Genomic DNA, 22,075 nt, shown 5'->3' on the forward strand with positions numbered 1-22,075 from the left:
CCGCTCACCCCAGCCGCACAGCGGGTTGGCGCGCGTGGGGCCAGACCTCTGCCGCCACCCGCGCGCCCATGACGCAATCAAAAAGCACATCCGTGCCCAACCCATAAACCTGCGTTTCCGGCCGCCGCGCCTGCGCCAACCGTGCCACGGGCCGCGTCGTCAATCCTTGCGGTCCCGCCCCGATCAAGAGCGGCGCCACCGCCACATGCAGACGCGCCAGCAAATCTGCCTCGATGAATCGCGCAATAGTGATCGCCCCACCTTCAACCATCAAATGATGCAGGCCCACCTTGCGCAGGGCGCTTACAATGGCGGGGGGTGAAATCCAGTCACTCCGCGGCAATTGAATGACCTCGACACCGGCGGGACGGGACTTGTCCACCTCCTGGATGACGATGCGCCGCGTGCCATCCTCTGCGAATAGCCGCGCGTCATTGGGCAGCCGCCCCGAGGGATCAATCACCACCCGCGCCGGGTTTTGCCCCGACACAAGCCGCACCGTCAGGCGCGGGTTGTCATGCAACGCCGTCTTGACCCCCACGATCACCGCATCCACCAGCGCCCGCATCCGGTGCAGATGCGCCAACCCATCCGGCCCCGAAACATCCGCCGCGTCCCCCGTGACCGTAGCCACCCGACCATCCAGTGATTGTCCGATCTGTGCCACGACCTGCGGCGTGCCGGGCGCGGCCATCATCGAGCCATAGAGCGCCATCGCCGCACGCTCGCCCGGTGCCCAGTCTCCACAGCATAAACACGCCTGCCCCGCGCGCGCAGCCAAAATATGCTCCCAGACCTTGGGGGTGACATCAGCACTTTGCATCCGGGTCTCCGTTTTGCATTACGTCTCGGCGTTTCGCCATGGTTGAACACGCGCCACTCGGGCGCGCCTTTATCGTGTGCATATCAGAGATAGACGGCTTTTCAAAAATGTCATGCCCGCTGAACCAGCCCCGGCGGCAGTGCCAAAAGGTCAATATGGCCGATTTCGGCCCAACCATCGGCAAGAACTTGCGCGCGCCGCCCATGCCATGCCTCGGCCCCGGCGAATTCCGCCTCGCCTGCCGCCTGCGCAATGCCCGCCAGCAAAAGACGCTGCATTTCCGCATCTTGCGGCCCCAGCCGCCACGGGCTCGGTGCATAATGCACCTCATAGCCGAGCGCCTCAAAGACCGCCGCCGTCACCTTTGCCGCCTCGGGCCCAAGCGCCGGACCAAAGCCCTTGTCGCCCCTCTGGTGGGCGTTGAAACGCGTCGTCACGATCGCGTCATCAGGGTCTTCGGGATGCCAGCGCATCACCCCGTCATAGCTCAGCGCCGCATAAAGCGCAGTGCCAGCCCCCGCCAACCGTGCTGCAAATCGCTCGACCCACGCCCGCGACACCAGATCAAACAGCGCCGACGCGGTCACCAAACCTACACCTTCAAGCGGCAGATCCTCCACCCTGGCCAGATCCCCCTGATGGATCACCGCCTCAGGATGCCAGGCTGCGGCCCGCGCCAACAAATCCGCGTCATGATCAAACAGCCGCCAGCCCGCGCCCGTCACCCGCTCTCCGGCAAAGGCGCGCAGGGTCGATCCCGTGCCGCACCCCAGATCAAGCACCGCCCCATCGGCCAGCGCCACCGCCCGACCCAACAGCGCCGCATCCCGCGCCGCCCTGTCCGCCGGTTCCCGCAGCGCCAGCCATTCGGGGGCAAACCCCATCTCAGATATCCGCCTCGTACCAGCCGCGCGCCATATGGCTTTCATGCAGCTTCACTCGGATGCGCCGCAACCGCCCCGCATCGCCCAACCCCTCGGACCGGGCAATGTCACGCAGGCCGGTCCAAATGTGATGACACAAAAATTCGGTGGTGGTGAACTTGCCTTTGAATTCTGGCTTGTCATCCAGATTGCCATAGCGCAACGGGGCCAACACCCGCGCCAGAGCGTCAGAGGCAAGGCCAATGTCCACAACCAGCCCGTGCGCATCAATATCTTCGGTGTAAAACGCGGCGTCGACCACGAAGGTCGCACCATGCACCCCCTGCGCAGGGCCGAACACCGGATTGGGCAGGGAATGGGCGATCATGATGTGATCGCGAACTTCGACGGCAAACATGGAACTTTCCTTCTTTGAATGGCAGCCGAGACCTAACACGCACCTTGATTGCGTCAAGCCTCAGGACCAAATCGGCGAAACACCGCGCGCACCCGAGAAATTCATTGGACCTGCCGACGCGCCGCCATAACTGTGTGCAGCGAAACCGCATCGAGAGAGTGACCGTGACAGAGTTGACCCCAAGCCGCCCGACCTCCCCCGACGTGACGCCGCTCGCGCCGCGCCTGCGCCGCGCGCCCGCGCTCGCCACCCGCCGCCGCCTCGTGCTGGCGCTCAATGTGGTGACGGTCGCGGCGCTCTTTTCCGCGATGCTCGCACTCTTTTTGCCGCTAGGCATCACTTGGGCCGAAGGCGCGATGCTCACCGCCTTCCTGCTCACGCTTCCCTGGCTTTCGATCGGCCTCTGGAACAGCATCCTTGGCCTGCTGCTTGATTTGCGCCACGGTGCGGGGGCCGCCGCCCATGTCACCCCGGCCCTGTCGCGCATTCGCGGGGATGAGGCCATCACCGCCCGCGTCGCCGTCGTCATGCCCCTGCGCAACGAAGACCCGGACGCCTCCATCGCCCGCCTGCGGCGTCTGGAAGAGGAAATCGCCTGTAGCCCCTATGCCGGGCGCTTCTCCTACCACGTGCTCAGCGATACCGATGACGCCCATGTCGCGCTCAAGGAAGAGGCGCGCATCGCGCAATGGCGCAGCGCACGGCCCACAGCCGCGATCCACTACCGCCGCCGCACCGACAATACCGGCTACAAGGCGGGCAATATCGCCGAGTTCCTGCACAGCCCCGAAGGTGCCAGCGATCTTTTCCTGCCGCTCGACGCCGATAGCGAAATGGGCGCCGATACGGTCTTTCGCCTGATCCGCGTCATGCAGGTCAGCCCTGAAATCGGCATGTTGCAAAGCCTTGTCACCGGCCTGCCCGCGCGCAGCCTCTTTACCCGCGCCTTCCAGTTCGGCATGCGCCACGGCATGCGCTCTTACACGCTTGGCTCTGCTTGGTGGCAGGGCGATTGCGGCCCCAACTGGGGCCATAACATCGTGATCCGCACCACCCCCTTCCGCGAACAATGTATGCTGCCGGTCCTCAAGGGGCGCGGGCCGCTTTCCGGCGCGATCCTCAGCCACGATCAGGTCGAGGCGGTGCTCATGCGTCGCGCGGGCTATGAGGTGCGCGTTCTGGCCGAAGAATCCGAAAGCTATGAGGAAAATCCGCCCAGCCTCGTGGATTTCATCCGCCGCGAACTCCGCTGGATGAATGGCAACATGCAATACTTCAAACTGCTCTCGATGCCCGGCCTGAAACCTGTGAGCCGCCTGCAACTGGGGCTGGCTATCCTCATGTATATCAGCGCCCCGGCATGGATTGCCTTTATTCTGATCGGTGCCGCCCTCGCAGGCACAGCAGACCAGATCAACGCCATTCCCGCCGCCGCCGGTCTGACACTCTTTGCCGTGCTCATGACGCTCAGCCTCAGCCCAAAACTCATGGGGCTTGCACAGGTGCTCTGCTCTTCCGCGCGCTCTGCGGCCTATGGTGGGCGCGCGCGTGTCCTTTTGGGCGGCCTCGCAGAGATTGTGTTTTCCATGCTCACCTCGCCTGTGGTGGCTGTGGCGCTCACACAATTCGCCATCGGGCTCGTGTTTGGCCAGCGCATCGGTTGGAGCGCGCAACAACGCAGCCGCGACCGGCTCGAATGGCATGAGGCCGCGCGCGTGCTCTGGCCGCAAACCCTGCTTGGCGGCGCGCTTTGCCTGTGGTTCTGGATTCAGGCCCCTTGGGCGCTGATCTTTGGCGCGCCGGTGCTGCTGGCGCTTCTCCTCTCGATCCCGGTGGCGGTGCTGTCGACCCTGCCCCGCCCCAGCCGCTGGTCGCAGGCCACCGGCCTGTTTGACATCCCCGAAGATCGCCGCCCCGCGCTGCAATCCGCCCCCCTCCACGCCAACACCGCCTGACATGGGAGAGACCGCATGACCGCTTTCAGACTGACCGCTTTTGGCACCACACTCTGCACCACCCTCGCGCTTGGCTTGGCACATCCCGCTCAGGCCGCCCCCGCCACATGGACAATCGACCCCGAACATACGGTGGTGGCCTTCACCATCATGCACGCAGGCTATGCCAAGGTCTTGGGCCGCTTTTCCGACATCGAGGGCAGCTTTGTCTATGACCCCGAGACGCAGGAACTGGGCGAGGTGACCGCCCGCATCGGTGCCGCAAGCGTCAACACAGACCACGAAAAGCGGGACGAACATGTCCGTTCGCCTGATTTTCTGGATGCGGGCGGCCATCCGATGATCACCTTCACCGCCACCGACAGCACGCCCACCTCTGAAACAACCGGCACCGTAACGGGTGATCTGACCATTCGCGGCGTGACCCAGCCCGTGACCCTCGACGTGACCCTGAACAAACGCGCGGTCTACCCCTGCTGCCACGGCAAAGAGACGCTTGGCATCTCTGCCACTGCCGAAATCCTGCGCAGCGATTTCGGCAGCACCTATGCCCTGCCCGAGTTCGTGGGCGATGCTGTCGGGATCATCCTCGAATTCGAAGCGATCCGCGCCGACTAGGCATCGCGCGCAATCAATTTGTCACAGAGTCCGATTTGTGACCGGCTTTGACCGAATTCGATATACCATAGCGGCCCTTTTTGCCCGAAATTGGGGCAAAGGAGTCGGATACAATGCGCTATTCAGGATTCAAGGTCATCAAAGAGGCCCTCACCGGCCACCGGGGCTGGGGCCCCGCTTGGCGTGATGCCACGCCGCAGGCGTCCTATGATTACGTCATCATAGGCGGAGGCGGGCATGGGCTGGCGACGGCCTATTATCTGGCCAAGGAATTCAAGCAGGCGCGCATCGCCGTGCTGGAAAAGGGCTGGATCGGCGGCGGCAACGTGGGCCGCAACACCACCATCATCCGTTCCAACTACCTGCTTGATGGGAATGAACCCTTCTATGAATTCTCGCTCAAGCTCTGGGAGGGGCTGGAGCAAGACCTGAACTACAACGCCATGGTCAGTCAGCGTGGCATCCTGAACCTCATTCACACCGACGCACAGCGCGACGCCTTCATTCGGCGCGGCAATGCGATGATGCTGAACGGGGCCGATGCCGACCTGCTCAGCACCGCGCAGATCGTCGCGCGCTACCCTTTCCTCAACGTGAATGACGCCCGCTTCCCGATCAAAGGCGGCTTGGCGCAGCATCGCGGCGGCACCGTGCGCCATGATGCGGTGGCATGGGGCTATGCCCGCGCCGCCGATCAGCGCGGCGTGGACATCATCCAGAATTGCGAAGTCACGGGTTTCCGCATCGAGAACGGCACATGCCTTGGCGTTGAAACCTCGCGCGGCTTCATCGGTGCCAAAAAGGTCGGCGCTTGCGTTGCCGGCTCGTCCTCGCGCCTCATGTCCCACGCGGGCATGCGCCTGCCGATTGAAAGCCATGTGTTGCAGGCCTTTGTGTCAGAGGGCCTCAAACCCGTGCTGCCCGGCGTCATCACCTTTGGCGCAGGCCATTTCTATTGTAGCCAATCCGACAAGGGCGGGCTTGTGTTCGGCGGCGACATCGACGGCTACAATTCCTACGCCCAACGCGGCAACCTGCCCGTGGTCGAGGATGTCTGCGAAGGCGGCATGGCGATCTTTCCGATGATCGGGCGCGCGCGGCTCCTGCGCATGTGGGGCGGCATCATGGACATGAGCATGGACGGCTCGCCCATCATCGACCACACCCACATTAAGGGGCTCTATTTCAACGGCGGCTGGTGCTATGGCGGGTTCAAGGCAACGCCCGCCTCGGGCTTTGTCTATGCCCATTTGCTCGCCACCGACACGCCCCATCCCACCGCCACCGCCTATCGCTTCGATCGCTTCGCCAAAGGGCTGATGATCGACGAAAAAGGCATGGGCAACCAGCCCAACCTGCATTGAGGGAGACCGCGCCATGCTGATCAATCACCCCCTCCTCGGCCCCCGCGACGCCAGCGAATTCGTCTACAAAGGCGACGCCGCCCTTATCAACCGCCCCGACCCGGACGCACCCGATGCGCTGGCGCAGTTCATCGACTACGGCTATCTGCGCGACAATCCCGCCGGGGCACATCGCGAACTGTGGTTTCACGAACAGGGCGACCGCTCTTGGCTGGTCGTCACCCGCAACACGCTCACCCATGAAATCACCGCTGTGGAACTGGCCCGCGACGTGGCCCGCCGCGAGGGACGCTCCAAATGACCCAAGTAAATCGCCTCAAGGGCGGGCTGATCGACCAGAGCCGCGCCATCTCTTTCCGCTTCGATGACAAATGGATGAAGGGCCACCCCGGCGACACGCTTGCCTCGGCACTTCTGGCCAATGGCGTGCGCCTGATGGGCCGCTCGTTCAAATACCACCGCCCGCGCGGCCCGCTCTCGGCTGGCTCGGAAGAGCCGAACGCGATCGTGGAACTGCGCGACGGCGCACGGCGCGAGCCCAACACCCGCGCCACCACCGCAGAACTGTTCGACGGCCTGACCGCGCAATCGCAAAACCGTTGGCCCTCGCTCGCCTTCGATGCGCTCTCGATCAATGACCGCCTCTCCAGCTTCTTTGCTGCCGGGTTTTATTACAAAACCTTCATGTGGCCCGCGGCCTTCTGGGAAAAACTCTACGAACCGATCATCCGCCGCGCCGCCGGTCTGGGATCGCTCAGCCTGCAAGCCGACCCTGACAGCTACGACAAGGGCTATCTGCATTGCGACCTGCTGATCATCGGCGCAGGCCCCGCAGGCTTGGCCGCCGCCCTCACGGCGGGCGAATCCGGTCTCAACGTCATCCTCGCGGATGAAGATTCCCTGCCCGGTGGCCGCCTCAATGCCGAAACCTTTGCCATGGGCCAGCAGCCCGGCCATGACTGGGCGGCAGAAACCGCCGAACGGCTTGCCGCCCTGCCCAATGTGCGCCTGATGACCCGCACCACCGTGCTCGGGGCCTTCGATCACGGCATCTACGGTGCGCTGGAACGGGTCAGCGATCACCTGCCCGTCCCCCCCGAGGGCAAGCCGCGCCAGATCCTCTGGCGCATCTATTCCACCCGCGCCATTCTCGCCGCAGGGGCCACCGAACGCCCCATCGTCTTCGAGAATAACGACCGCCCCGGCATCATGATGGCAGGCGCGTTGCGCGCCTATGCCAACCGCTGGGCCACCACCCCGGCGCAAGAGATCGCCGTCTTCACCAATAATGACGACGGCCATCGCACCGCGCGGGATCTTTTGGCCAAGGGCGTCACCGTCACCGCCGTGATCGACACCCGCCCCGATGCGCCCAAAGGCACCGGCTATGAGGTCATCGCGGGCGGCACCATCACCAATACCTCAGGCCGCCTTGGCCTGACCAAGGTCGAGGTCACGGATGCGCGCGGCACTCGTCGCAGCGTGACCTGTGGTGCGCTTGGCGTCTCTGGCGGCTGGAACCCCAACGTCAGCCTCACCTGCCATCAGCGTGGCCGCCCCACATGGAACGCGGATATTCACGCCTTCGTGCCCGGCGGCACCCTGCCTCAGGGCATGGTGGTTGCGGGCGCGGCCAATGGCCTCTTCTCGACTCATGCCGCCCTGACCTCGGGGGCCGATATCGCCGCCCAGATTGCGGCCGACCTTGGCCACACCGCCACGCGCCCCGATCTGCCGCAGGCCGAGGATACACCGCTGGCGATCACCCCCTTCTGGCATGTGCAGGGGGCCAAGCGCGCCTGGGTCGATCAACAAAACGACGTGACCGCCAAGGATATCAAACTGGCGCATCAGGAAAACTTCACCTCCGTCGAACATCTCAAGCGCTATACCACGCTTGGCATGGCCACCGATCAGGGCAAAACCTCGAACACCGCAGGCATGGCGATCATGGCCGAGGTGGCGGGCAAATCCATCCCCGAGGTGGGCACCACCATGTTCCGCCCGCCCTATACGCCCACCGCCATCGGCGCCTTTGCGGGCCGCGCGCGCGGCAAGGATTTCCGCCCCACCCGCAAAACCCCCAGCCATTTCTGGGCCGAGGAACAGGGCGCTGTCTTTGTCGAGGTCGGCATGTGGCTGCGCGCCCAATGGTTCCCGCGCGCCGGCGAAACCCACTGGCGGCAGAGCGTGGACCGCGAGGTGCTGCAAACCCGCGCTTCCGTTGGCATCTGCGATGTGACGACCTTGGGCAAGATCGACGTGCAGGGGGCCGATGCCGCCGCCTTCCTCAACAAGATCTATTGCAACGCCTTCGCCAAACTGCCCGTCGGGCGCGTCCGCTATGGCCTCATGCTGCGCGAGGACGGGATTGCCATGGATGACGGCACCGCCGCGCGTCTGGCCGAGGATCACTTCGTTGTGACAACCACCACCGCCAACGCGGTCACGGTCTATCGCCACATGGAATTCGTGCGCCAATGCCTCTGCCCCGACATGGATGTGCAACTCATCTCCACGACCGAGGCTTGGGCGCAGTTCTCCGTCGCTGGCCCCAATGCCCGCAAACTGCTGCAAAAGGTGGTGGACCCGGAATTCGACCTCTCGAACGACGGCTTCCCCTTCATGGCCTGCGGCGAGATCACCGTTTGCGGCGGCCTGCCCGCGCGCCTCTTCCGCATCTCCTTTTCGGGCGAATTGGCCTATGAAATCGCCGTGCCCACGCGCTATGGCGATGCCATGATCCGCCGGTTGATGGAGGCAGGGCGCGAGTTTGACGTGGTGGCCTATGGCACCGAAGCGCTCGGCGTCATGCGCATCGAAAAGGGCCACGCGGCAGGCAACGAACTCAATGGCACCACCACCGCCCTCAATCTCGGGATGGGCAAGATGGTCTCGGCCAACAAGGATTCCATCGGGGCCGTGCTCTCGCGCCGCGACGGTCTCAATGCACCGGACGCGCTGCGCCTTGTCGGCCTGCGCCCGGTAGACCGCTCCAAACCCGTGCCCGCAGGCGCGCATCTGATGACCAAGGGCAGCCCGGTCGATGCCGCTCATGATCAGGGCTATGTGACCTCCGCCTGCTACTCGCCCAATCTCGGGCATTCCATCGCGCTGGCCTTCCTTAAATCCGGCGATACCCGCATGGGCGAAACTCTGCGCCTTGTGTCCCCCCTGACCGGCGTCGAACATGACGTCGAAGTCGTCAGCGCCCATTTCGTCGATCCAGAAGGAGAGCGCCTCCGTGCATGATCTCATCGCCATCACCCCGCTCGGGGCGACCCGTCCCCGTATCGACAGCCACGGCCCCGTGACCCTGACCGAAGTCACCGACCGCGCCTTGGCCTCTGTCGCCGCCCGCCTTGGGCATGAGGCGCAGACAAGCGCGCTCATAGCCGCCCTGATCGGCACCCCGGCCCCCGGCCCGGCCCGCATGGGCGGTGACACACTCACCGCCTTCTGGATGGGACCGGATCAATGGATGCTGTCAGCCCCGGTTGAAACCCACGAGGATTTGGCCAAGCAGGTCAAGGCGCAGGCCAAAGGGGCCGCAAGCGTCACGGACCAAACCGGCGCATGGTGCCGCTTTGACCTCAGCGGCGATGGGCTGGCCGATGTGCTGGAACGCCTCACCAACGCCAATACCCGCGCCTTTACGGGCGGCGAGGCGCAGCGTGCCGCGGTCGAGCATATGGGCTGCTTCCTCTTGTGCCACAGCCCGCGCCATATCTCGGTGATCGGCCCCCGCTCCTCGGCGGGCTCCCTGCTTCACGCGCTCCTGACCGCGATCCGCTCGGCGCACTAACCCCATCCCGGGCTCGACCCGGGACCTCATAGACGAAAAGCAAGAGGCCCCGGCTCAAGGCCGGGGCCTGTCCTCCTTAGGGGCCGTCCCGGGCCTGACCCGGGACCTAACTCAGCCCCCTAAAACAACCCCAGCCTATCCCTCCAACGCCTGCGCCAGATCAGCCATCAAGTCGCCCGCATCCTCGATCCCCACGGAAAACCGCAACAACCCCTCGGGAATGCCGGTATGCGGCTCGATCGTGTGGCGATGCTCCACCAGGCTCTCGACCCCGCCTAGCGATGTGGCGCGCTGGAACAGCTGCAACCGCCCCGCCACCTCCAGCGCCCGCTCCCGCCCGCCCGCCACCACGGCGGACAGCAAATAGCCATAGCCGCCACACATCTGCCGCGTGGCAATGGCATGGCCCGCATGGCTGGCCAATCCGGGGTAAAACACCGTCTCAACCTTCGGATGCTCCTCAAGATACCGCGCCACCGCCAGCGCATTCTCACACATCCGCTCCATCCTGAGCGGCAGCGTCCGCATGCCGCGCATCAACAGCCACGCCTCGAACGGCCCCATCACCGCGCCCGCATCATGCCGGTCTGTCGCGATCTCTTGCCACATCGGATTGCCCGGCTCGCGGCACGACAGCACCCCCGCCAACACATCCGAATGCCCGTTGAGCGCCTTGGTGCCCGAATGCATGACAATATCCGCGCCCAGATCCAGCGCCCGCGTCAGCACCGGCGTCGCCGCTGTGCCGTCAACCACCAACAGCGCCCCCGCCTTATGTGCCATGCCCGCCGCCGTGGCGATCTCGACCGTTTTCAGCCACGGATTTGACGGCGTCTCGATCCAGACCATATCCGCCGAGGATCGGCATGCCGCCGCCAGCGCCGCCGGGTCCGCCGCGTCAATCTCATCAAGCAGGATGGCGCGCCGCACACAATAGGCCCGCACCCACTTCAACGTGCCCCAGTAGATGCCATTCTGCATCACCACCCGCGCGCCACTGGGCAACGCCCGAAACACCGCCGCCACCGCCGCCATACCGCTGGGAAAGAGCAGCGTCGCCGCCGCGCCCTCGAGTTGCCGGATCACCTCTTCCGCCTGCCGCACCGTATCATTCTGATCGCGCCCATAGATATTGTCGGGGCGCAGCAGGGCATAATCGGCCCCCCGCGTATAGGTCGCGGCCAACGAAATTCCCGGCACCACGCCCGCCGTGGCACTGTCCTTGGCCCCCGCTGCCTGCGCGGCGATTGTTGCGGGTTTCAGCGGTTCGTTCTTCATGCGTCGATCTTTCCATAGTCCATCGTGAATAACCGCCCCGGCCCCCATCCCAGTGCCCCAGCCCCGGCCCGCCGCAGCATATCCCAAAAAAGCGCCTGATTCGAGGTCACGACCGGCAGGCCCAATTCCGCCTCAACCGCGTCAATCACCCCATAGGTGCGTAAATTGGTGCAACTGGCAAAAACCGCCTCAACCCCCGGCACGCGCCCTGCCTCCAGCATCGCACGCCGCGTGCTTGTTTCAGCAATCCGCGCGACGGTCCAATCCTCTTTCTGACCGAAACTAACCGAATGGATCACCTCGATCCCCGCCGCGCCAAGCGCCGCCGCCATCGGCCCGCTGACCTCGCGCACATAGGGCGTCACCATGGCGATCCGCCGCACCTGCAACCGATGCAAGGCCGCGATCACCGCACTCAGCGGGTTCGTCACCGGCACGCCCGGGTGCGCCAGATTGATCAACCGCGCCACCTCGTCCGATCCGATGATCGTCGCCCCCGACGTGCAGGCATAGGCCACCGCCCGCAAATCGCGTGGCAAGAGCGCCGCCGTGCGCGTCATCTCGGGCGCCATGCTGGCCAGATCCTCGGGCGTCACATCGGCCTTCGCCGGAATACGCGCATGCATCAGGTTCACATCGCGCCCCGCCAGCACCATCCGCGCCTCATATTCCACCGTCTCATCCGTGCTGAGCATGATCATGCCCAGCCGAAGCCCCGCCCCCGCGCCCTCATCCAGATCGTACTGCATCACACCCCCTCAACCCGGCTGATTGTTCCACCCGAAACTGCGGCCCGCACCCCCGTGGTGCTGGCACAAGAGGTGGGCAACCCCCGCGCCACCCGCACCGCCAGATAGGCAAAGGCCTGCGCCTCCAGCATATCGCCATCCAGCCCCACCGCCTCGACCGGCTCAACCGGGCAATCAAGGGCGGCACGCAACATCTGCATCATCACGCGATTATGCCGCCCGCCCCCGGTCACCAGCAATCGCACCGGCGGGCGCGGGCAATGCTCCATGCCGCGCAACACCGCCGCCGCCGCCATTCCGGTCAATGTCGCCACCGCATCGGCATCGCCCAACTCTCCCACCAATCCGATCATGTCGGCAAATGTGTCCCGGTCCAGTGACTTGGGCGGCATGCGCAGGAAATAGGGCTCGTCCAGAAACAGCTCCAACGCCCCCTGCGCCACTTCCCCCTGACGCGCCAAGGCGCCATCACGGTCAAACGCCTCGCCCCGCCGCGCCAGCATCAAATCGTTGATCGGCGCATTGGCAGGCCCGGTGTCAAAGGCCAGCACCGCCCCCGCCTCTTCAGGCCGCTCGAAACTTGGATCAACCCAAGTGATATTGCCCACCCCGCCAAGGTTCAGAAACGCCAGCGGCTCCGTCGCCCCAATCCATTTGGCACAGGCGAAATGGAAAAACGGGGCCAGCGGCGCGCCTTCACCGCCCAGCCGAACATCCGCGCTGCGAAAATCCCAGACCACCGGCAGGCCCAGCCCCTCGGCCAAACGCGCCCCATCCCCCAGCTGATGCGTGCCCCGCCCGCGCGGCTCATGCGCCAAGGTCTGCCCGTGAAACCCCACCAGCGCCGCGCCGTCAAACCGGCTCAAAACCTCCAGATGCGCGCTCTCAACCAGCGCTTGTGCCTCCGCCAAATCTTCGCCCGGCCACTTGCCCAACGCCGCCGCCAACACCGCTTGCTCCTCGGCGGAATAGGCACGATAAGCGCTTGGACCAAAGGCATAAATTGCCGCGCCATCAGTCTCGACCATGGCCGCATCCACCCCATCCAAAGAGGTGCCCGACATCGCCCCCAACGCCCAGAGGCGCTCCGCCTTCAACATGGCCTTTTCCTTTGCCCACCGACTGCATATACATGCCGCGCAAACCAAGCCGGGACAAGCATTATGACCTATCGCCCCAAATCCGAATTCCTGAACGTGATGATGTCGCGGGGCTATCTCGCCGACTGCACCGATTATCAGGGTCTGGACGAGGCATTGAGTGCTGGAACCGTCACCGCCTATATCGGCTACGACGCCACGGCGAAATCTTTGCATGTTGGGCACCTGCTCAACATCATGATGCTGCGTTGGCTGCAAAAGACCGGGCACCGCCCGATCACGCTCATGGGCGGCGGCACCACCAAGGTGGGCGATCCCTCGTTCCGCTCGGATGAACGCCCGCTGCTCTCACCCGCGCAAATCGACGACAATATCGCTGGCATGAACCGCGTCTTCGCCCGCTACCTTGCCTACGGCGAGGGGCCGCAGGACGCCATGATGCTCAACAACGCCGAATGGCTCGACGGTCTCAACTACCTCGAATTCCTGCGTGACATCGGGCGGCATTTCTCCGTGAACCGGATGCTGTCCTTTGAATCGGTGAAATCGCGCCTCGACCGCGAGCAATCGCTGTCCTTCCTCGAATTCAACTACATGATCCTGCAAGCCTATGATTTCCTTGAACTGAACCGTCGCCACGGCTGTGTGCTGCAAATGGGCGGCTCGGATCAATGGGGCAATATCATCAACGGCATCGACCTCACCCGCCGCGTGATCGACCACGAGGTATTCGGCCTCACGTCGCCGCTTCTGACCACCTCGGATGGGCGCAAGATGGGCAAATCGGCGGGCGGCGCAGTCTGGCTTTCGGGCGATATGCTCAGCCCCTATGAATTCTGGCAATTCTGGCGCAACACCACCGACGCCGACACCGGGCGCTTCCTCAAACTCTACACCGAACTGCCGGTTGAAGAATGCGACCGCCTTGGCGCTTTGGAAGGCTCCGACATCAACGCCGCCAAGATCATTCTCGCCAACGCCGTCACAACCCTCCTGCATGGGCCCGAGGCGGCGGCGGCGGCCGAGGCCACCGCGCGCGAGGTGTTCGAACATGGCGGCGTGGGTGATGACCTCCCCACCGTCGAGGTGACAGCGGATGAACTGGCCGAGGGGATTTCCATCGTACAGCTCATCGTGCGCGCCGGTCTTGCCAAATCCGGCAAAGAGGCCAAGCGCCTGATCACTGAAAACGGCGCGCGTCTGGATGACGAACCGTTAACCGACGCGGGCCTGATGATCGACGCCGCAGCCCTGACATCGCCGATCAAGCTGTCGGCGGGCAAGAAACGTCACGCTCTCGTCAAGCTGTCAGACTAAGCGGCTAACGGTAACAGCGGACCTTACAAAATCAGCTTACGATTTGTAAGGTCCGTAAGGGTCACCCCCGCCCGCGCAGCGCCTCGCGCAGCACGTCGCGCACCACATCCGGCGGCACGTCCGAGGTGATGAACGCCTCACCAATCCCGCGCGCAAGGATGAACCGCAGTTTGCCATCAACAACCTTTTTATCCTGCCCCATCAGGGCAATCAGCCCATCGGCATCTGGCAAATCTCCTGCAATATCAGAAAGATCAACCTTCATCTTCATGTCGCGCAGATGCGCCCGCACTCGGCTTGGGTCTTCCTGCGAACACAAGCCAAGCCGCGCCGACACCTCGAACGCAAGCGCGCAACCAATCGCAACCCCCTCCCCATGCAAGAGCCGCGACCCATCATACTGTGTGGCAGACTCCAACGCATGACAAAATGTATGACCCAGATTAAGCAAGGCCCTGTCACCTTGCTCGGTCTCATCGCGCGTCACAATCTCGGCCTTCATCTCGACCGACCGCGTCACAAGATAAAGTCGCGCTGCCATATCACCGCTCGCGGCACGTGAAGCATTGCCTTCAAGCCACTGAAAGAATTCACTATCTCCAAGCAATCCGTACTTGACCACCTCGCCATATCCGGCCAGATAATCGCGTTCCGTCAGCGTTCCCAACACCTCGATATCCGCCAAAACAAGGCTTGGTTGATGAAACGCTCCGATCAGGTTCTTGCCTTGTGGCGCGTTGATCCCGGTCTTGCCCCCCACAGAGCTGTCGACCTGCGCCAGCAAACTCGTCGGAACCTGAACAAAGCGTACGCCCCGACGCAGCACCGCCGCCGCGAACCCGACCAGATCACCAATCACGCCACCGCCAAAGGCGATCACCACGTCATTGCGCTCAACCTTTTCCTCCAGCAACCATTCGACCACCCGCTCGAAATGCGGCCAGGATTTGGTCGCCTCCCCGGCCGGAAGCGTCAGGGAAACCGAAGAAATACCGTTATTCTCCAATCCCTTGCAAAGCGTTGCTAAGTGCAGAGGCCCCACCGTCTCATCGGTCACAATCGCCACGCGCGGACGTCGCAACAGCGGGGCAATCAGCGCCCCGGACTGCCCCAACAGACCCGGCCCGATGTGAATATCATACTCCCGTCCCGGGAGGCCCACATGCACGATTTCGGTCATTCCACCCACTCCAATACGTCCTTGCGCGCGCTGAGCGCGTTAAGAACTTGCTCGGCCATTGCCTCGACACTGTACTCCGGCCGCGCCCGCACCCGGATCTCTGCCAACTCATAGATCGGCACACGGGCATTATAGATATCCGCAAGCGTCTCATATGGATGAGCTGTGCGCAGTAAGGGCCTGGTATTCTTTCCTTTTACCCGCGACCACAAAAGCGGAAGATCCGCATCGAGCCAGACCGAAACCCCCTTGCGCGCCACAAGATCCCGGTTGCGCTCCGCCAAAAACGCGCCCCCACCCGTGGACAGGATCGCTCGCGGCCCATCGAGCAAACGGTCGATCACCTCGGTCTCCCGCGCCCGAAAAAACGTCTCGCCATCCCTTTGAAATATCTCGGAAATCGCCATATTCGCGGCCTTCTCGATCTCGGCATCCGAATCGAGAAACGGCACGCCAATCCGGGCCGCCAGCGCCTTGCCCACCGCCGTCTTGCCCGCCCCCATCATGCCCACCAGCACAACCGTCTTGCCCAATGTCCAGTGCCCTTTGCCCGACACTTTCGGCGCTCCCTTGCCCATTCACAAAGTTTTTCACTCAATGACGTGATCTTGCGCAAAAGGCCAGTTATAACTTGGGAAAAAGAACGGGCAATTCAGGCAGGGGATAACATGCTGCGATTGATCAAGTGGCTGATTTATCTGGCTATTCTAGGCTTCATTGCCTTAGTGGCCTATGCCTATATCGGGCCATTCTTTGGCGCGGATTTCTCACCTGACCAGACCGAGATTCGGCAGGACATCATTCTTGAGACGGATTAGCACGGTAGTTTTCCTTGGATTGACCACGACGGGTGCCGCCCTCGCGCAGCAACCGCTTTCTGCGATTGAGTGGTTGGATGAGGCCAGCACCGCAGCCGTCACGACCGTACCGCGCCCCTCATTCTCGGAACCGCCCTCCGCCAATGCTGTCACCGTACCAAACGTGACCGTCACCGCGCTGGACGCACCGCGTGCGGATGCTGTCGGCCTACTGCCCAGCACCACCACAGGCTTGCCAGTAACCCTTTGGGAAAAAAGCACAACTTCAACGCTTTTACGTGCCCTGTCACATCTAGAATCCGAACCCTTGCCTGCCATTCAGGCGCTCTATTACACCCTGCTGCTGGCCGAGGCGAATGCCCCTCTTGATGCCGGATCAGATGCCGCATTCCTGCAAGCACGCCTCAAGGCGCTGCGCAGCTTTGGCGCGATAGAACCCGCACAGGCCATGGCAGAGCGGGCCGGACCCATGACGAAATCACTTTTTGATCAATGGTTTGACCTCTCTCTTCTGCTCGGACAAGAGGACCCCGCCTGCGCCATGCTCAGCCGCAAGCCGCGTCTGACGTCGGATATCGGCGCGCGTATCTACTGCGCCGCCCGCAGTGGCGACTGGAACATCGCCGCGCTCACCTATCACAGCGCGACCGCCCTCGGCACGCTCTCCGAAACCGATGCCACTCTTCTGGCACTCTACCTTGATCCCGAATTGATCGAGGAAACCGAACCGCCGGAACCACCCCAATCCCTTACAGCGCTGCAATTTCGCCTTTTTGAGGCTATCGGCACCGCCCTGCCAACCCATAATCTGCCGCGCGCCTTCGCCATGGCTGATTTGCGCGGCAATTCCGGCTGGAAGGCCGAAATCGAGGCGGCAGAACGTCTTGCGCGCACAGGTGCCGTGCCTGCCTCGCGCCTTTTGGGCCTTTATACAGATCGCCGCCCGGCTGCCTCAGGCGGCGTCTGGGATCGAGTTGCGGCAATTCAGGCGCTTGATCAGGCGCTAAGCGAAGGGGCATCACAAGACCTTGTCGAAGCCTTGCCAAGAGCCTGGCGCGCCGCGCGCGACCAACGGCTAGAGGTGATCTTTGCCGAGCTTTTTGCAGAGCGCCTTGATGCTGCGGAAATCCCGCAAAACATCGCCTCGCAAGTCTTTGAAATCATGCTTTTATCAGAGCAATATGAAACTGCTTCTGCGCGGCTTTCCTCGCCCTCGTCGGATCAACAGTTCCTGATTGATACCGCCCGTGGTGCCCCATCGGCCGAAACGGCGCGCACCTCACTCCAAAGTGCGATCGCCGCAGGATTCGCCAACAACGCCCCGCCGGCAGATCATCAGGCCCTGATCGACGCCGGACGACTGGGCGAGGCGATTCTGGCCGCTGCGCGACAGATCGGCCATGGCGACCGGGCGCGCGATGCGCTGCCTGGGGCAATTGCCACGCTGCGCACCCTGGGGCTAGAGGACACCGCCCGCCGCGCGGCTTTACAATTGCTGCTGTTGGACCCACGCGGGTGACCGAGGCTACGCGCTGGATTGATCTCTTTCTCGAGGCGCAGGCCGCCGAGCTTGGAGCCGCTAAAAACACGCTGCTCGCCTATGCACGGGATCTCAAAGACTTTTCCGAATGGGTTGAAAATCAAGGGCTAGCGCTGCAATCTCTCACTCAGCCTGACATTGATCGCTATCTTGTCTTCTGCGATGCACAGGGCCTCGCGCGGGCCACGCGGGCGCGCAGGCTTTCGGCGATTCGTCAGCTTTACCGCTTTGCTTTTGATGAGCGGTTGCGCGCGGATAACCCCGCCATTCGCATCAAAGGGCCGGGTAAGGCACAGCGCCTGCCCAAGACCCTCAGCGAAGAAGAGGTCAGCCGCTTGCTAGACATGGCCCCCGCTCATGGGCGCACAGCGTCGGAGCGCAGCCGCAACGCCTGCCTTGTGGCGCTGCTCTATGCCACGGGCATGCGCGTCAGCGAGCTGGTGTCCTTGCCACTTGGTGCCGCGCGGGGCGATCCACGCATGATTTTGGTGCGCGGCAAAGGCGGCAAGGAACGCATGGTGCCACTCTCGCCGCCCGCGCGCGCAGCCCTCAGCGACTGGCTTGCGATTCGCGATGCCGAAGAGAGCGCCCGCCGCGCCAAAGGCGTGCAATCCTCCCCCTATCTCTTCGCCTCAGGGGGTGCCTCCGGGCACCTCACGCGCCATAGATTTTACCACCTTATCAAAGAAATATCTGTCAAAGCTCATGTTGATCCCGGCAAGGTTACGCCGCATACCCTGCGCCATGCCTTTGCCACGCATCTTTTGGCCAACGGTGCCGATTTGCGCGTGATCCAGACGCTTCTTGGTCATGCCGATGTCGCCACGACCGAGATTTATACCCATGTGCTTGAAGCCCGCCTTCAGGCGCTTGTGCAAGAGCATCACCCGTTGGCACAGGCCGCCCGGCGCAAGACCGGAGGCAAAACCTCCTCGGATGGCCAATAGCCAGATGTAAGGGCCGTATCATAACCCTGCACCAGCCCCGCCGCCCGCATCGCAGCCTGCGCGCCCAGATAATCATAGGCGAGACGATGAAAGGTCACGTGCGCGTCCAGTACGGCAAATCCGGTCTCGACTCGTCCATCATGGGGCGGCATGCCGATTGCACCCGCATTAATCCAGTCCACCGCGCCGATACGACGCTGAAACATCACCCCGGAATGGCCTGAGAAAACATAATCAATATGGCCTGCAACCTCTTGAATATGTGATATTTCCTCAAGAAAAGCTGCCTCATCCGACACTGGCCAGACGAATCGGCTGACATCCGTCAGACCGCCATGGATCACGGCCGCGCGTCGACCAGCATGCGTGAACAGGATGAGATCTGGCAGCGTCTCCATCCAGCCCCGATCCGCAGCCCCAATGAAACGATCGGCGTGGCGATACCACCCCGCCGACAAAAGATCGCATTGCGTGCCCGCACCAAAGCCACAGCCGCAGTCCAGTTCATTGCGCGCCAACTGTCGCTCACAATTGCCCGCAAGCACAGGACACTGCGCCGTACGAATAAGGGCCACTGTTTCGTCAGGGTTCGCACAATAGGCCACGACATCGCCCGTACAAATCCGGCGCTCCGGGGGAAAGTGATGTGCATCTGCCCATGCCAGCAACGCCTGCGTCGCCTGCAAATTAGAATAGGGCCCACCGAAAATCAGCACAGGACCAAACAACTCTCCCAAATCCATGATCCGCATGGCCCATGCTCCCTTGAATGCAGGGGACGGACACCCCATAACCCAATAAATTAAAAGGGACTGCAAAGAGATGGAAGCCGCGTCAAGCGCAACCGACCTGACATTTTGGATCACCTGCGGTGCGATCGTCACCCTGCTGGTCATGTCTGCCTATTTCTCGGGCAGCGAAACTGCGCTTACTGCCGCCTCCCGCGGGAAACTTCGGGCGCAGGCGGAAAAGGGCTCGCGCGGGGCGGAAACGGCGCTGCGGATCACCGAGGATAACGAGCGGCTCATCGGCTCGGTTCTGCTTGGCAACAACATGGTGAACATTCTGGCCGCGTCGCTGGCCACAGCGCTCTTTACCCGCCTCTTTGGCGAGAGCGGTGTTGCCCTTGCCACGCTGGTGATGACCCTTCTCGTGCTGGTCTTTGCCGAAGTCCTGCCCAAGACCTATGCCATCACCAATGCCGAGGCCGCCGCTGCGCGCACCGCGCCCATCATCGTCTGGGTGATCAAGATCTTTTCCCCGATCGTCACCGCCGTGCGTTGGTTCGTGCGCCGGGTTCTGGCGCTTTTTGGCGTGCAAACCGATCCTGACAGCCACATTCTGGCCGTGCGCGAGGAAATCGCTGGTGCGCTATACCTTGGGCAATCCGAAGGGGTGGTGGAAAAGGAAGACCGCGACCGTATCCTTGGCGCGCTCGACCTCGGAGAACGTGCTGTCGAGGAAATCATGCTGCATCGCTCGCGGATCGAGATGATCGACGCCGAAGCAGAGCCTGACGCGATTCTCGATCAATGCCTCAAGAGCAACCACACCCGCTTACCGCTTTATCGCGACGACCCTGACAACATCATCGGCGTGGTACACGCCAAGGATCTGTTGCGCGCCATGCACAAACTGGTGACAGAATCGCAGGATGGCGCTGCCGCGCTCAAGAATTTCGACGTCTGCAGTATCGCGCGCAAACCCTATTTCGTGCCTGAAACCACAACGCTCGACGACCAGATGCGCCAATTTCTGCGGATGCGCAGCCATTTCGCCATGGTGGTTGATGAATATGGCACGCTTCAGGGTCTGATCACGCTCGAGGATATTCTGGAAGAAATCGTCGGCGAGATCACCGATGAATTCGACCCGGATGCCGAACATCCCGTGCGCCGGACCGAAGACAATCAGTTTCTCGTCGATGGGGCGATGACCATCCGCGACCTCAACCGCGCCAACGACTGGAACCTCCCCGACGAGGCCGCCAATACCGTCGCAGGGCTTGTGATCCATGAGGCGCAGATGATCCCCAAGGTGGATCAGGTCTTTATCTTTCACGGCTTCCGGTTTCAGGTCATGGCCCGCAAGGACAACCGCATCACGCGATTGAAAGTGCGCAAGCTCTGAGGGCGCGTGTCACAAACGGTCTTTGTATTTCAGAACGTCGCGATCCACCCCCAGCCCGATGAGCGGGCTCAGCAAATCGCGCCAGAGGCTCGGGCGCGGCTTGTTCACCGGGGCCTGATCGCGCGGCAAGCGCAGATCATCCTGTAGCATCGGTTCCAGAATACGCTCATCCAGCATCCATCGCCCCCGCCGCCCTTCGTCGCGGTCCGCCTGCTGGTAGCACAGCCACTTCGAGAGCCGGTGCTGGCAACACGGGAGTTTACCGGGATAAATCAGGTAAAATCCACTGTTGACCCGCAAACAGATATTATCCAGCACCCGTGCCACGCCACGATATGGCTCTGGCACATGTGGCTTTGGCATGTAATTGAACCGCCCCGGATCGCCGTTGAAAAAAACGGAAAGCGCTGTGCACAGATCAATACCCCGTTGCGCCATGGCCCAGCCCAAGACAGGCTCAGGCGCAAGCGCCCAGTCATACTCGATGAGCGCCTGATGAAACGACTCTGGCGCTAGGCCACGCAAATACTCGATTTGCTCGGCAACAGGGCTTGCGGACCAATCAAACGGACTGGCTTGCGGCATCATCGGCTCCGTAACTATCGCGAAAAAACAATGCGCTATCTCTGCGCGCCGAAAGTGCGCTTTCTGCGGAACAACTGTGACGCCATTTGGGCAGCCCATAAAAATTTGCTTGGGGCGCGCTGCTTTGGCGCGTAAACTTTGGGTATGTTGAATCGCCTTCTACACAGCTTCTCTGCGTCAAAACCCGGCCCCCTGCCAGAGCCGGATGAGAAACTTGCCTTGGCCGCCTTGATGGTGCGTGTCGCGAAATCCGATCACCATTACGAATTGGCCGAAATCAAGCGGATAGATCGTCTGTTGGCGCGCATTTATGGGCTTGGGCCGGTTGAGGCGGCCAAGATGCGCGCAGTCTCGGAACGGATTGAGCACGCCGCCCCCGATACGGATCGCTTTGGCCACATCATCCGCGAGACCGTCAGCCTCGAGGCCCGCCTTGGTGCGCTCGAGGCGCTGTGGGAAGTGGTGCTGTCAGACGGCGCAAGCCAGCCAGAAGAGTTGCAGGTGATAGACGCCGCTCGAGAGGCGATGGGCCTGAGCCATGCCGATAGTGACGCCGCCCGCGCCCTGGCCGAGGCGCAGTAATTC

22 protein-coding genes are annotated in these 22,075 nt (G+C 62.8%); 12 read left to right on the top strand and 10 right to left on the bottom strand.

What is annotated here, in order from left to right:
• Positions 1 to 4: 4 nt before the first annotated feature.
• From ACLGGT_RS17905 to ACLGGT_RS17915, 3 genes are all read right to left on the bottom strand, one after another.
• A complete protein-coding gene (locus ACLGGT_RS17905; protein WP_437197083.1) occupies positions 5 to 823 on the bottom strand; it encodes a RibD family protein in 819 nt (272 codons plus the stop codon).
• A 110-nt stretch (positions 824 to 933) separates the two neighbouring features.
• Positions 934 to 1,707 carry a class I SAM-dependent methyltransferase gene (locus ACLGGT_RS17910; RefSeq protein ID WP_437197084.1) on the bottom strand — a complete coding sequence of 258 codons (774 nt, stop codon included), beginning with the start codon at positions 1,705 to 1,707 and terminating at the stop codon, positions 934 to 936.
• A 1-nt stretch (position 1,708) separates the two neighbouring features.
• On the bottom strand, positions 1,709 to 2,104 hold the full coding sequence (locus ACLGGT_RS17915; protein ID WP_008281093.1) for a 6-pyruvoyl trahydropterin synthase family protein: 396 nt from the start codon (positions 2,102 to 2,104) through the stop codon (positions 1,709 to 1,711).
• A gap of 164 nt (positions 2,105 to 2,268) precedes the next feature.
• Between ACLGGT_RS17915 and mdoH the strand changes: the two genes are divergently transcribed.
• From mdoH to ACLGGT_RS17945, 6 genes are all read left to right on the top strand, one after another.
• Positions 2,269 to 4,059, top strand: a complete 1,791-nt coding sequence (gene mdoH / locus ACLGGT_RS17920; protein ID WP_237183512.1) for a glucans biosynthesis glucosyltransferase MdoH — start codon at positions 2,269 to 2,271, stop codon at positions 4,057 to 4,059.
• 15 nt (positions 4,060 to 4,074) lie between these two features.
• On the top strand, positions 4,075 to 4,677 hold the full coding sequence (locus ACLGGT_RS17925; protein ID WP_008281095.1) for a YceI family protein: 603 nt from the start codon (positions 4,075 to 4,077) through the stop codon (positions 4,675 to 4,677).
• A 113-nt stretch (positions 4,678 to 4,790) separates the two neighbouring features.
• Complete coding sequence (locus tag ACLGGT_RS17930; protein WP_081506237.1) at positions 4,791 to 6,041, top strand: sarcosine oxidase subunit beta family protein; 1,251 nt, start codon at positions 4,791 to 4,793, stop codon at positions 6,039 to 6,041.
• 13 nt (positions 6,042 to 6,054) lie between these two features.
• Positions 6,055 to 6,342: a sarcosine oxidase subunit delta gene (locus tag ACLGGT_RS17935; protein WP_008281097.1), complete on the top strand. Its 288-nt coding sequence runs from the start codon at positions 6,055 to 6,057 to the stop codon at positions 6,340 to 6,342.
• Complete coding sequence (locus ACLGGT_RS17940) at positions 6,339 to 9,293, top strand: sarcosine oxidase subunit alpha family protein (RefSeq protein WP_151979378.1); 2,955 nt, start codon at positions 6,339 to 6,341, stop codon at positions 9,291 to 9,293. The genes ACLGGT_RS17935 and ACLGGT_RS17940 overlap by 4 nt, the downstream gene beginning before the upstream one ends.
• Positions 9,286 to 9,846: a sarcosine oxidase subunit gamma gene (locus ACLGGT_RS17945; RefSeq protein WP_437197087.1), complete on the top strand. Its 561-nt coding sequence runs from the start codon at positions 9,286 to 9,288 to the stop codon at positions 9,844 to 9,846. The genes ACLGGT_RS17940 and ACLGGT_RS17945 overlap by 8 nt, the downstream gene beginning before the upstream one ends.
• A 135-nt stretch (positions 9,847 to 9,981) precedes the next feature.
• On the opposite strand, the gene ACLGGT_RS17950 is transcribed toward ACLGGT_RS17945, so the two are convergent.
• Genes ACLGGT_RS17950 through ACLGGT_RS17960 form a run of 3 tightly spaced genes read right to left on the bottom strand, consistent with a single transcriptional unit; the run spans position 9,982 to position 12,973 of the window.
• Positions 9,982 to 11,124 carry a trans-sulfuration enzyme family protein gene (locus tag ACLGGT_RS17950; protein ID WP_437197090.1) on the bottom strand — a complete coding sequence of 381 codons (1,143 nt, stop codon included), beginning with the start codon at positions 11,122 to 11,124 and terminating at the stop codon, positions 9,982 to 9,984.
• Positions 11,121 to 11,873, bottom strand: a complete 753-nt coding sequence (locus ACLGGT_RS17955; protein ID WP_008281101.1) for a maleate cis-trans isomerase family protein — start codon at positions 11,871 to 11,873, stop codon at positions 11,121 to 11,123. Before ACLGGT_RS17955 ends, ACLGGT_RS17950 begins: the two co-directional genes overlap by 4 nt.
• Complete coding sequence (locus ACLGGT_RS17960) at positions 11,873 to 12,973, bottom strand: anhydro-N-acetylmuramic acid kinase (RefSeq protein WP_422001099.1); 1,101 nt, start codon at positions 12,971 to 12,973, stop codon at positions 11,873 to 11,875. The genes ACLGGT_RS17955 and ACLGGT_RS17960 overlap by 1 nt, the downstream gene beginning before the upstream one ends.
• 63 nt (positions 12,974 to 13,036) lie before the next feature.
• On the opposite strand from ACLGGT_RS17960, the gene tyrS reads away from it, so the two are divergent.
• The gene (gene tyrS / locus ACLGGT_RS17965; protein WP_008281103.1) at positions 13,037 to 14,290 is read left to right on the top strand and encodes a tyrosine--tRNA ligase; all 1,254 of its coding nucleotides are present in this window, start codon (positions 13,037 to 13,039) and stop codon (positions 14,288 to 14,290) included.
• Between the two features lie 61 nt (positions 14,291 to 14,351).
• Here tyrS and aroB read toward each other — a convergent pair whose 3' ends face one another.
• On the bottom strand, positions 14,352 to 15,470 hold the full coding sequence (gene aroB, locus ACLGGT_RS17970) for a 3-dehydroquinate synthase (protein ID WP_437197093.1): 1,119 nt from the start codon (positions 15,468 to 15,470) through the stop codon (positions 14,352 to 14,354).
• Entirely contained in the window at positions 15,467 to 16,048 is a 582-nt protein-coding gene (locus ACLGGT_RS17975; protein ID WP_219434507.1) for a shikimate kinase, read from the bottom strand. Before ACLGGT_RS17975 ends, aroB begins: the two co-directional genes overlap by 4 nt.
• A 90-nt stretch (positions 16,049 to 16,138) precedes the next feature.
• Here ACLGGT_RS17975 and ACLGGT_RS17980 point away from each other — a divergent pair, with 90 nt between their 5' ends.
• From ACLGGT_RS17980 to ACLGGT_RS17990, 3 genes are read left to right on the top strand one after another with little or no spacing between them, the layout of a single operon-like run.
• The gene (locus ACLGGT_RS17980; RefSeq protein WP_008281106.1) at positions 16,139 to 16,288 is read left to right on the top strand and encodes a hypothetical protein; all 150 of its coding nucleotides are present in this window, start codon (positions 16,139 to 16,141) and stop codon (positions 16,286 to 16,288) included.
• Positions 16,275 to 17,807 carry a hypothetical protein gene (locus ACLGGT_RS17985; RefSeq protein ID WP_437197095.1) on the top strand — a complete coding sequence of 511 codons (1,533 nt, stop codon included), beginning with the start codon at positions 16,275 to 16,277 and terminating at the stop codon, positions 17,805 to 17,807. The genes ACLGGT_RS17980 and ACLGGT_RS17985 overlap by 14 nt, the downstream gene beginning before the upstream one ends.
• Entirely contained in the window at positions 17,804 to 18,775 is a 972-nt protein-coding gene (locus ACLGGT_RS17990; protein ID WP_437197096.1) for a site-specific tyrosine recombinase XerD, read from the top strand. The genes ACLGGT_RS17985 and ACLGGT_RS17990 overlap by 4 nt, the downstream gene beginning before the upstream one ends.
• Here the strand turns inward: ACLGGT_RS17990 and ACLGGT_RS17995 are convergent.
• Positions 18,712 to 19,527 carry a metallophosphoesterase family protein gene (locus ACLGGT_RS17995; protein WP_437197098.1) on the bottom strand — a complete coding sequence of 272 codons (816 nt, stop codon included), beginning with the start codon at positions 19,525 to 19,527 and terminating at the stop codon, positions 18,712 to 18,714. The genes ACLGGT_RS17990 and ACLGGT_RS17995 overlap by 64 nt on opposite strands.
• A gap of 70 nt (positions 19,528 to 19,597) precedes the next feature.
• On the opposite strand from ACLGGT_RS17995, the gene ACLGGT_RS18000 reads away from it, so the two are divergent.
• Positions 19,598 to 20,905, top strand: a complete 1,308-nt coding sequence (locus ACLGGT_RS18000) for an HlyC/CorC family transporter (protein WP_008281110.1) — start codon at positions 19,598 to 19,600, stop codon at positions 20,903 to 20,905.
• Positions 20,906 to 20,914: 9 nt separating this feature from the next.
• On the opposite strand, the gene ACLGGT_RS18005 is transcribed toward ACLGGT_RS18000, so the two are convergent.
• Complete coding sequence (locus ACLGGT_RS18005) at positions 20,915 to 21,490, bottom strand: hypothetical protein (protein WP_237183514.1); 576 nt, start codon at positions 21,488 to 21,490, stop codon at positions 20,915 to 20,917.
• A gap of 144 nt (positions 21,491 to 21,634) precedes the next feature.
• Here ACLGGT_RS18005 and ACLGGT_RS18010 point away from each other — a divergent pair, with 144 nt between their 5' ends.
• Positions 21,635 to 22,072, top strand: a complete 438-nt coding sequence (locus ACLGGT_RS18010; RefSeq protein ID WP_008281113.1) for a TerB family tellurite resistance protein — start codon at positions 21,635 to 21,637, stop codon at positions 22,070 to 22,072.
• Positions 22,073 to 22,075: the final 3 nt, after the last annotated feature.

Origin of the sequence: Roseovarius sp. MS2 (assembly GCF_051447875.1) — a bacterium.
Taxonomy (GTDB): Bacteria; Pseudomonadota; Alphaproteobacteria; order Rhodobacterales; family Rhodobacteraceae; genus Roseovarius; species Roseovarius mucosus_A.

Coding starts and splice junctions, on each gene's coding strand:
- ACLGGT_RS17905 (WP_437197083.1), bottom strand. CDS start 823: ATGCAAAGTGCTGATGTCACCCCCAAGGTCTGGGAGCATATTTTGGCT.
- ACLGGT_RS17910 (WP_437197084.1), bottom strand. CDS start 1,707: ATGGGGTTTGCCCCCGAATGGCTGGCGCTGCGGGAACCGGCGGACAGG.
- ACLGGT_RS17915 (WP_008281093.1), bottom strand. CDS start 2,104: ATGTTTGCCGTCGAAGTTCGCGATCACATCATGATCGCCCATTCCCTG.
- ACLGGT_RS17925 (WP_008281095.1), top strand. CDS start 4,075: ATGACCGCTTTCAGACTGACCGCTTTTGGCACCACACTCTGCACCACC.
- ACLGGT_RS17930 (WP_081506237.1), top strand. CDS start 4,791: ATGCGCTATTCAGGATTCAAGGTCATCAAAGAGGCCCTCACCGGCCAC.
- ACLGGT_RS17935 (WP_008281097.1), top strand. CDS start 6,055: ATGCTGATCAATCACCCCCTCCTCGGCCCCCGCGACGCCAGCGAATTC.
- ACLGGT_RS17940 (WP_151979378.1), top strand. CDS start 6,339: ATGACCCAAGTAAATCGCCTCAAGGGCGGGCTGATCGACCAGAGCCGC.
- ACLGGT_RS17950 (WP_437197090.1), bottom strand. CDS start 11,124: ATGAAGAACGAACCGCTGAAACCCGCAACAATCGCCGCGCAGGCAGCG.
- ACLGGT_RS17955 (WP_008281101.1), bottom strand. CDS start 11,873: ATGCAGTACGATCTGGATGAGGGCGCGGGGGCGGGGCTTCGGCTGGGC.
- ACLGGT_RS17960 (WP_422001099.1), bottom strand. CDS start 12,973: ATGTTGAAGGCGGAGCGCCTCTGGGCGTTGGGGGCGATGTCGGGCACC.
- tyrS (WP_008281103.1), top strand. CDS start 13,037: ATGACCTATCGCCCCAAATCCGAATTCCTGAACGTGATGATGTCGCGG.
- aroB (WP_437197093.1), bottom strand. CDS start 15,470: ATGACCGAAATCGTGCATGTGGGCCTCCCGGGACGGGAGTATGATATT.
- ACLGGT_RS17975 (WP_219434507.1), bottom strand. CDS start 16,048: ATGGGCAAGGGAGCGCCGAAAGTGTCGGGCAAAGGGCACTGGACATTG.
- ACLGGT_RS17980 (WP_008281106.1), top strand. CDS start 16,139: ATGCTGCGATTGATCAAGTGGCTGATTTATCTGGCTATTCTAGGCTTC.
- ACLGGT_RS17995 (WP_437197098.1), bottom strand. CDS start 19,527: ATGCGGATCATGGATTTGGGAGAGTTGTTTGGTCCTGTGCTGATTTTC.
- ACLGGT_RS18000 (WP_008281110.1), top strand. CDS start 19,598: ATGGAAGCCGCGTCAAGCGCAACCGACCTGACATTTTGGATCACCTGC.
- ACLGGT_RS18005 (WP_237183514.1), bottom strand. CDS start 21,490: ATGCCGCAAGCCAGTCCGTTTGATTGGTCCGCAAGCCCTGTTGCCGAG.
- ACLGGT_RS18010 (WP_008281113.1), top strand. CDS start 21,635: ATGTTGAATCGCCTTCTACACAGCTTCTCTGCGTCAAAACCCGGCCCC.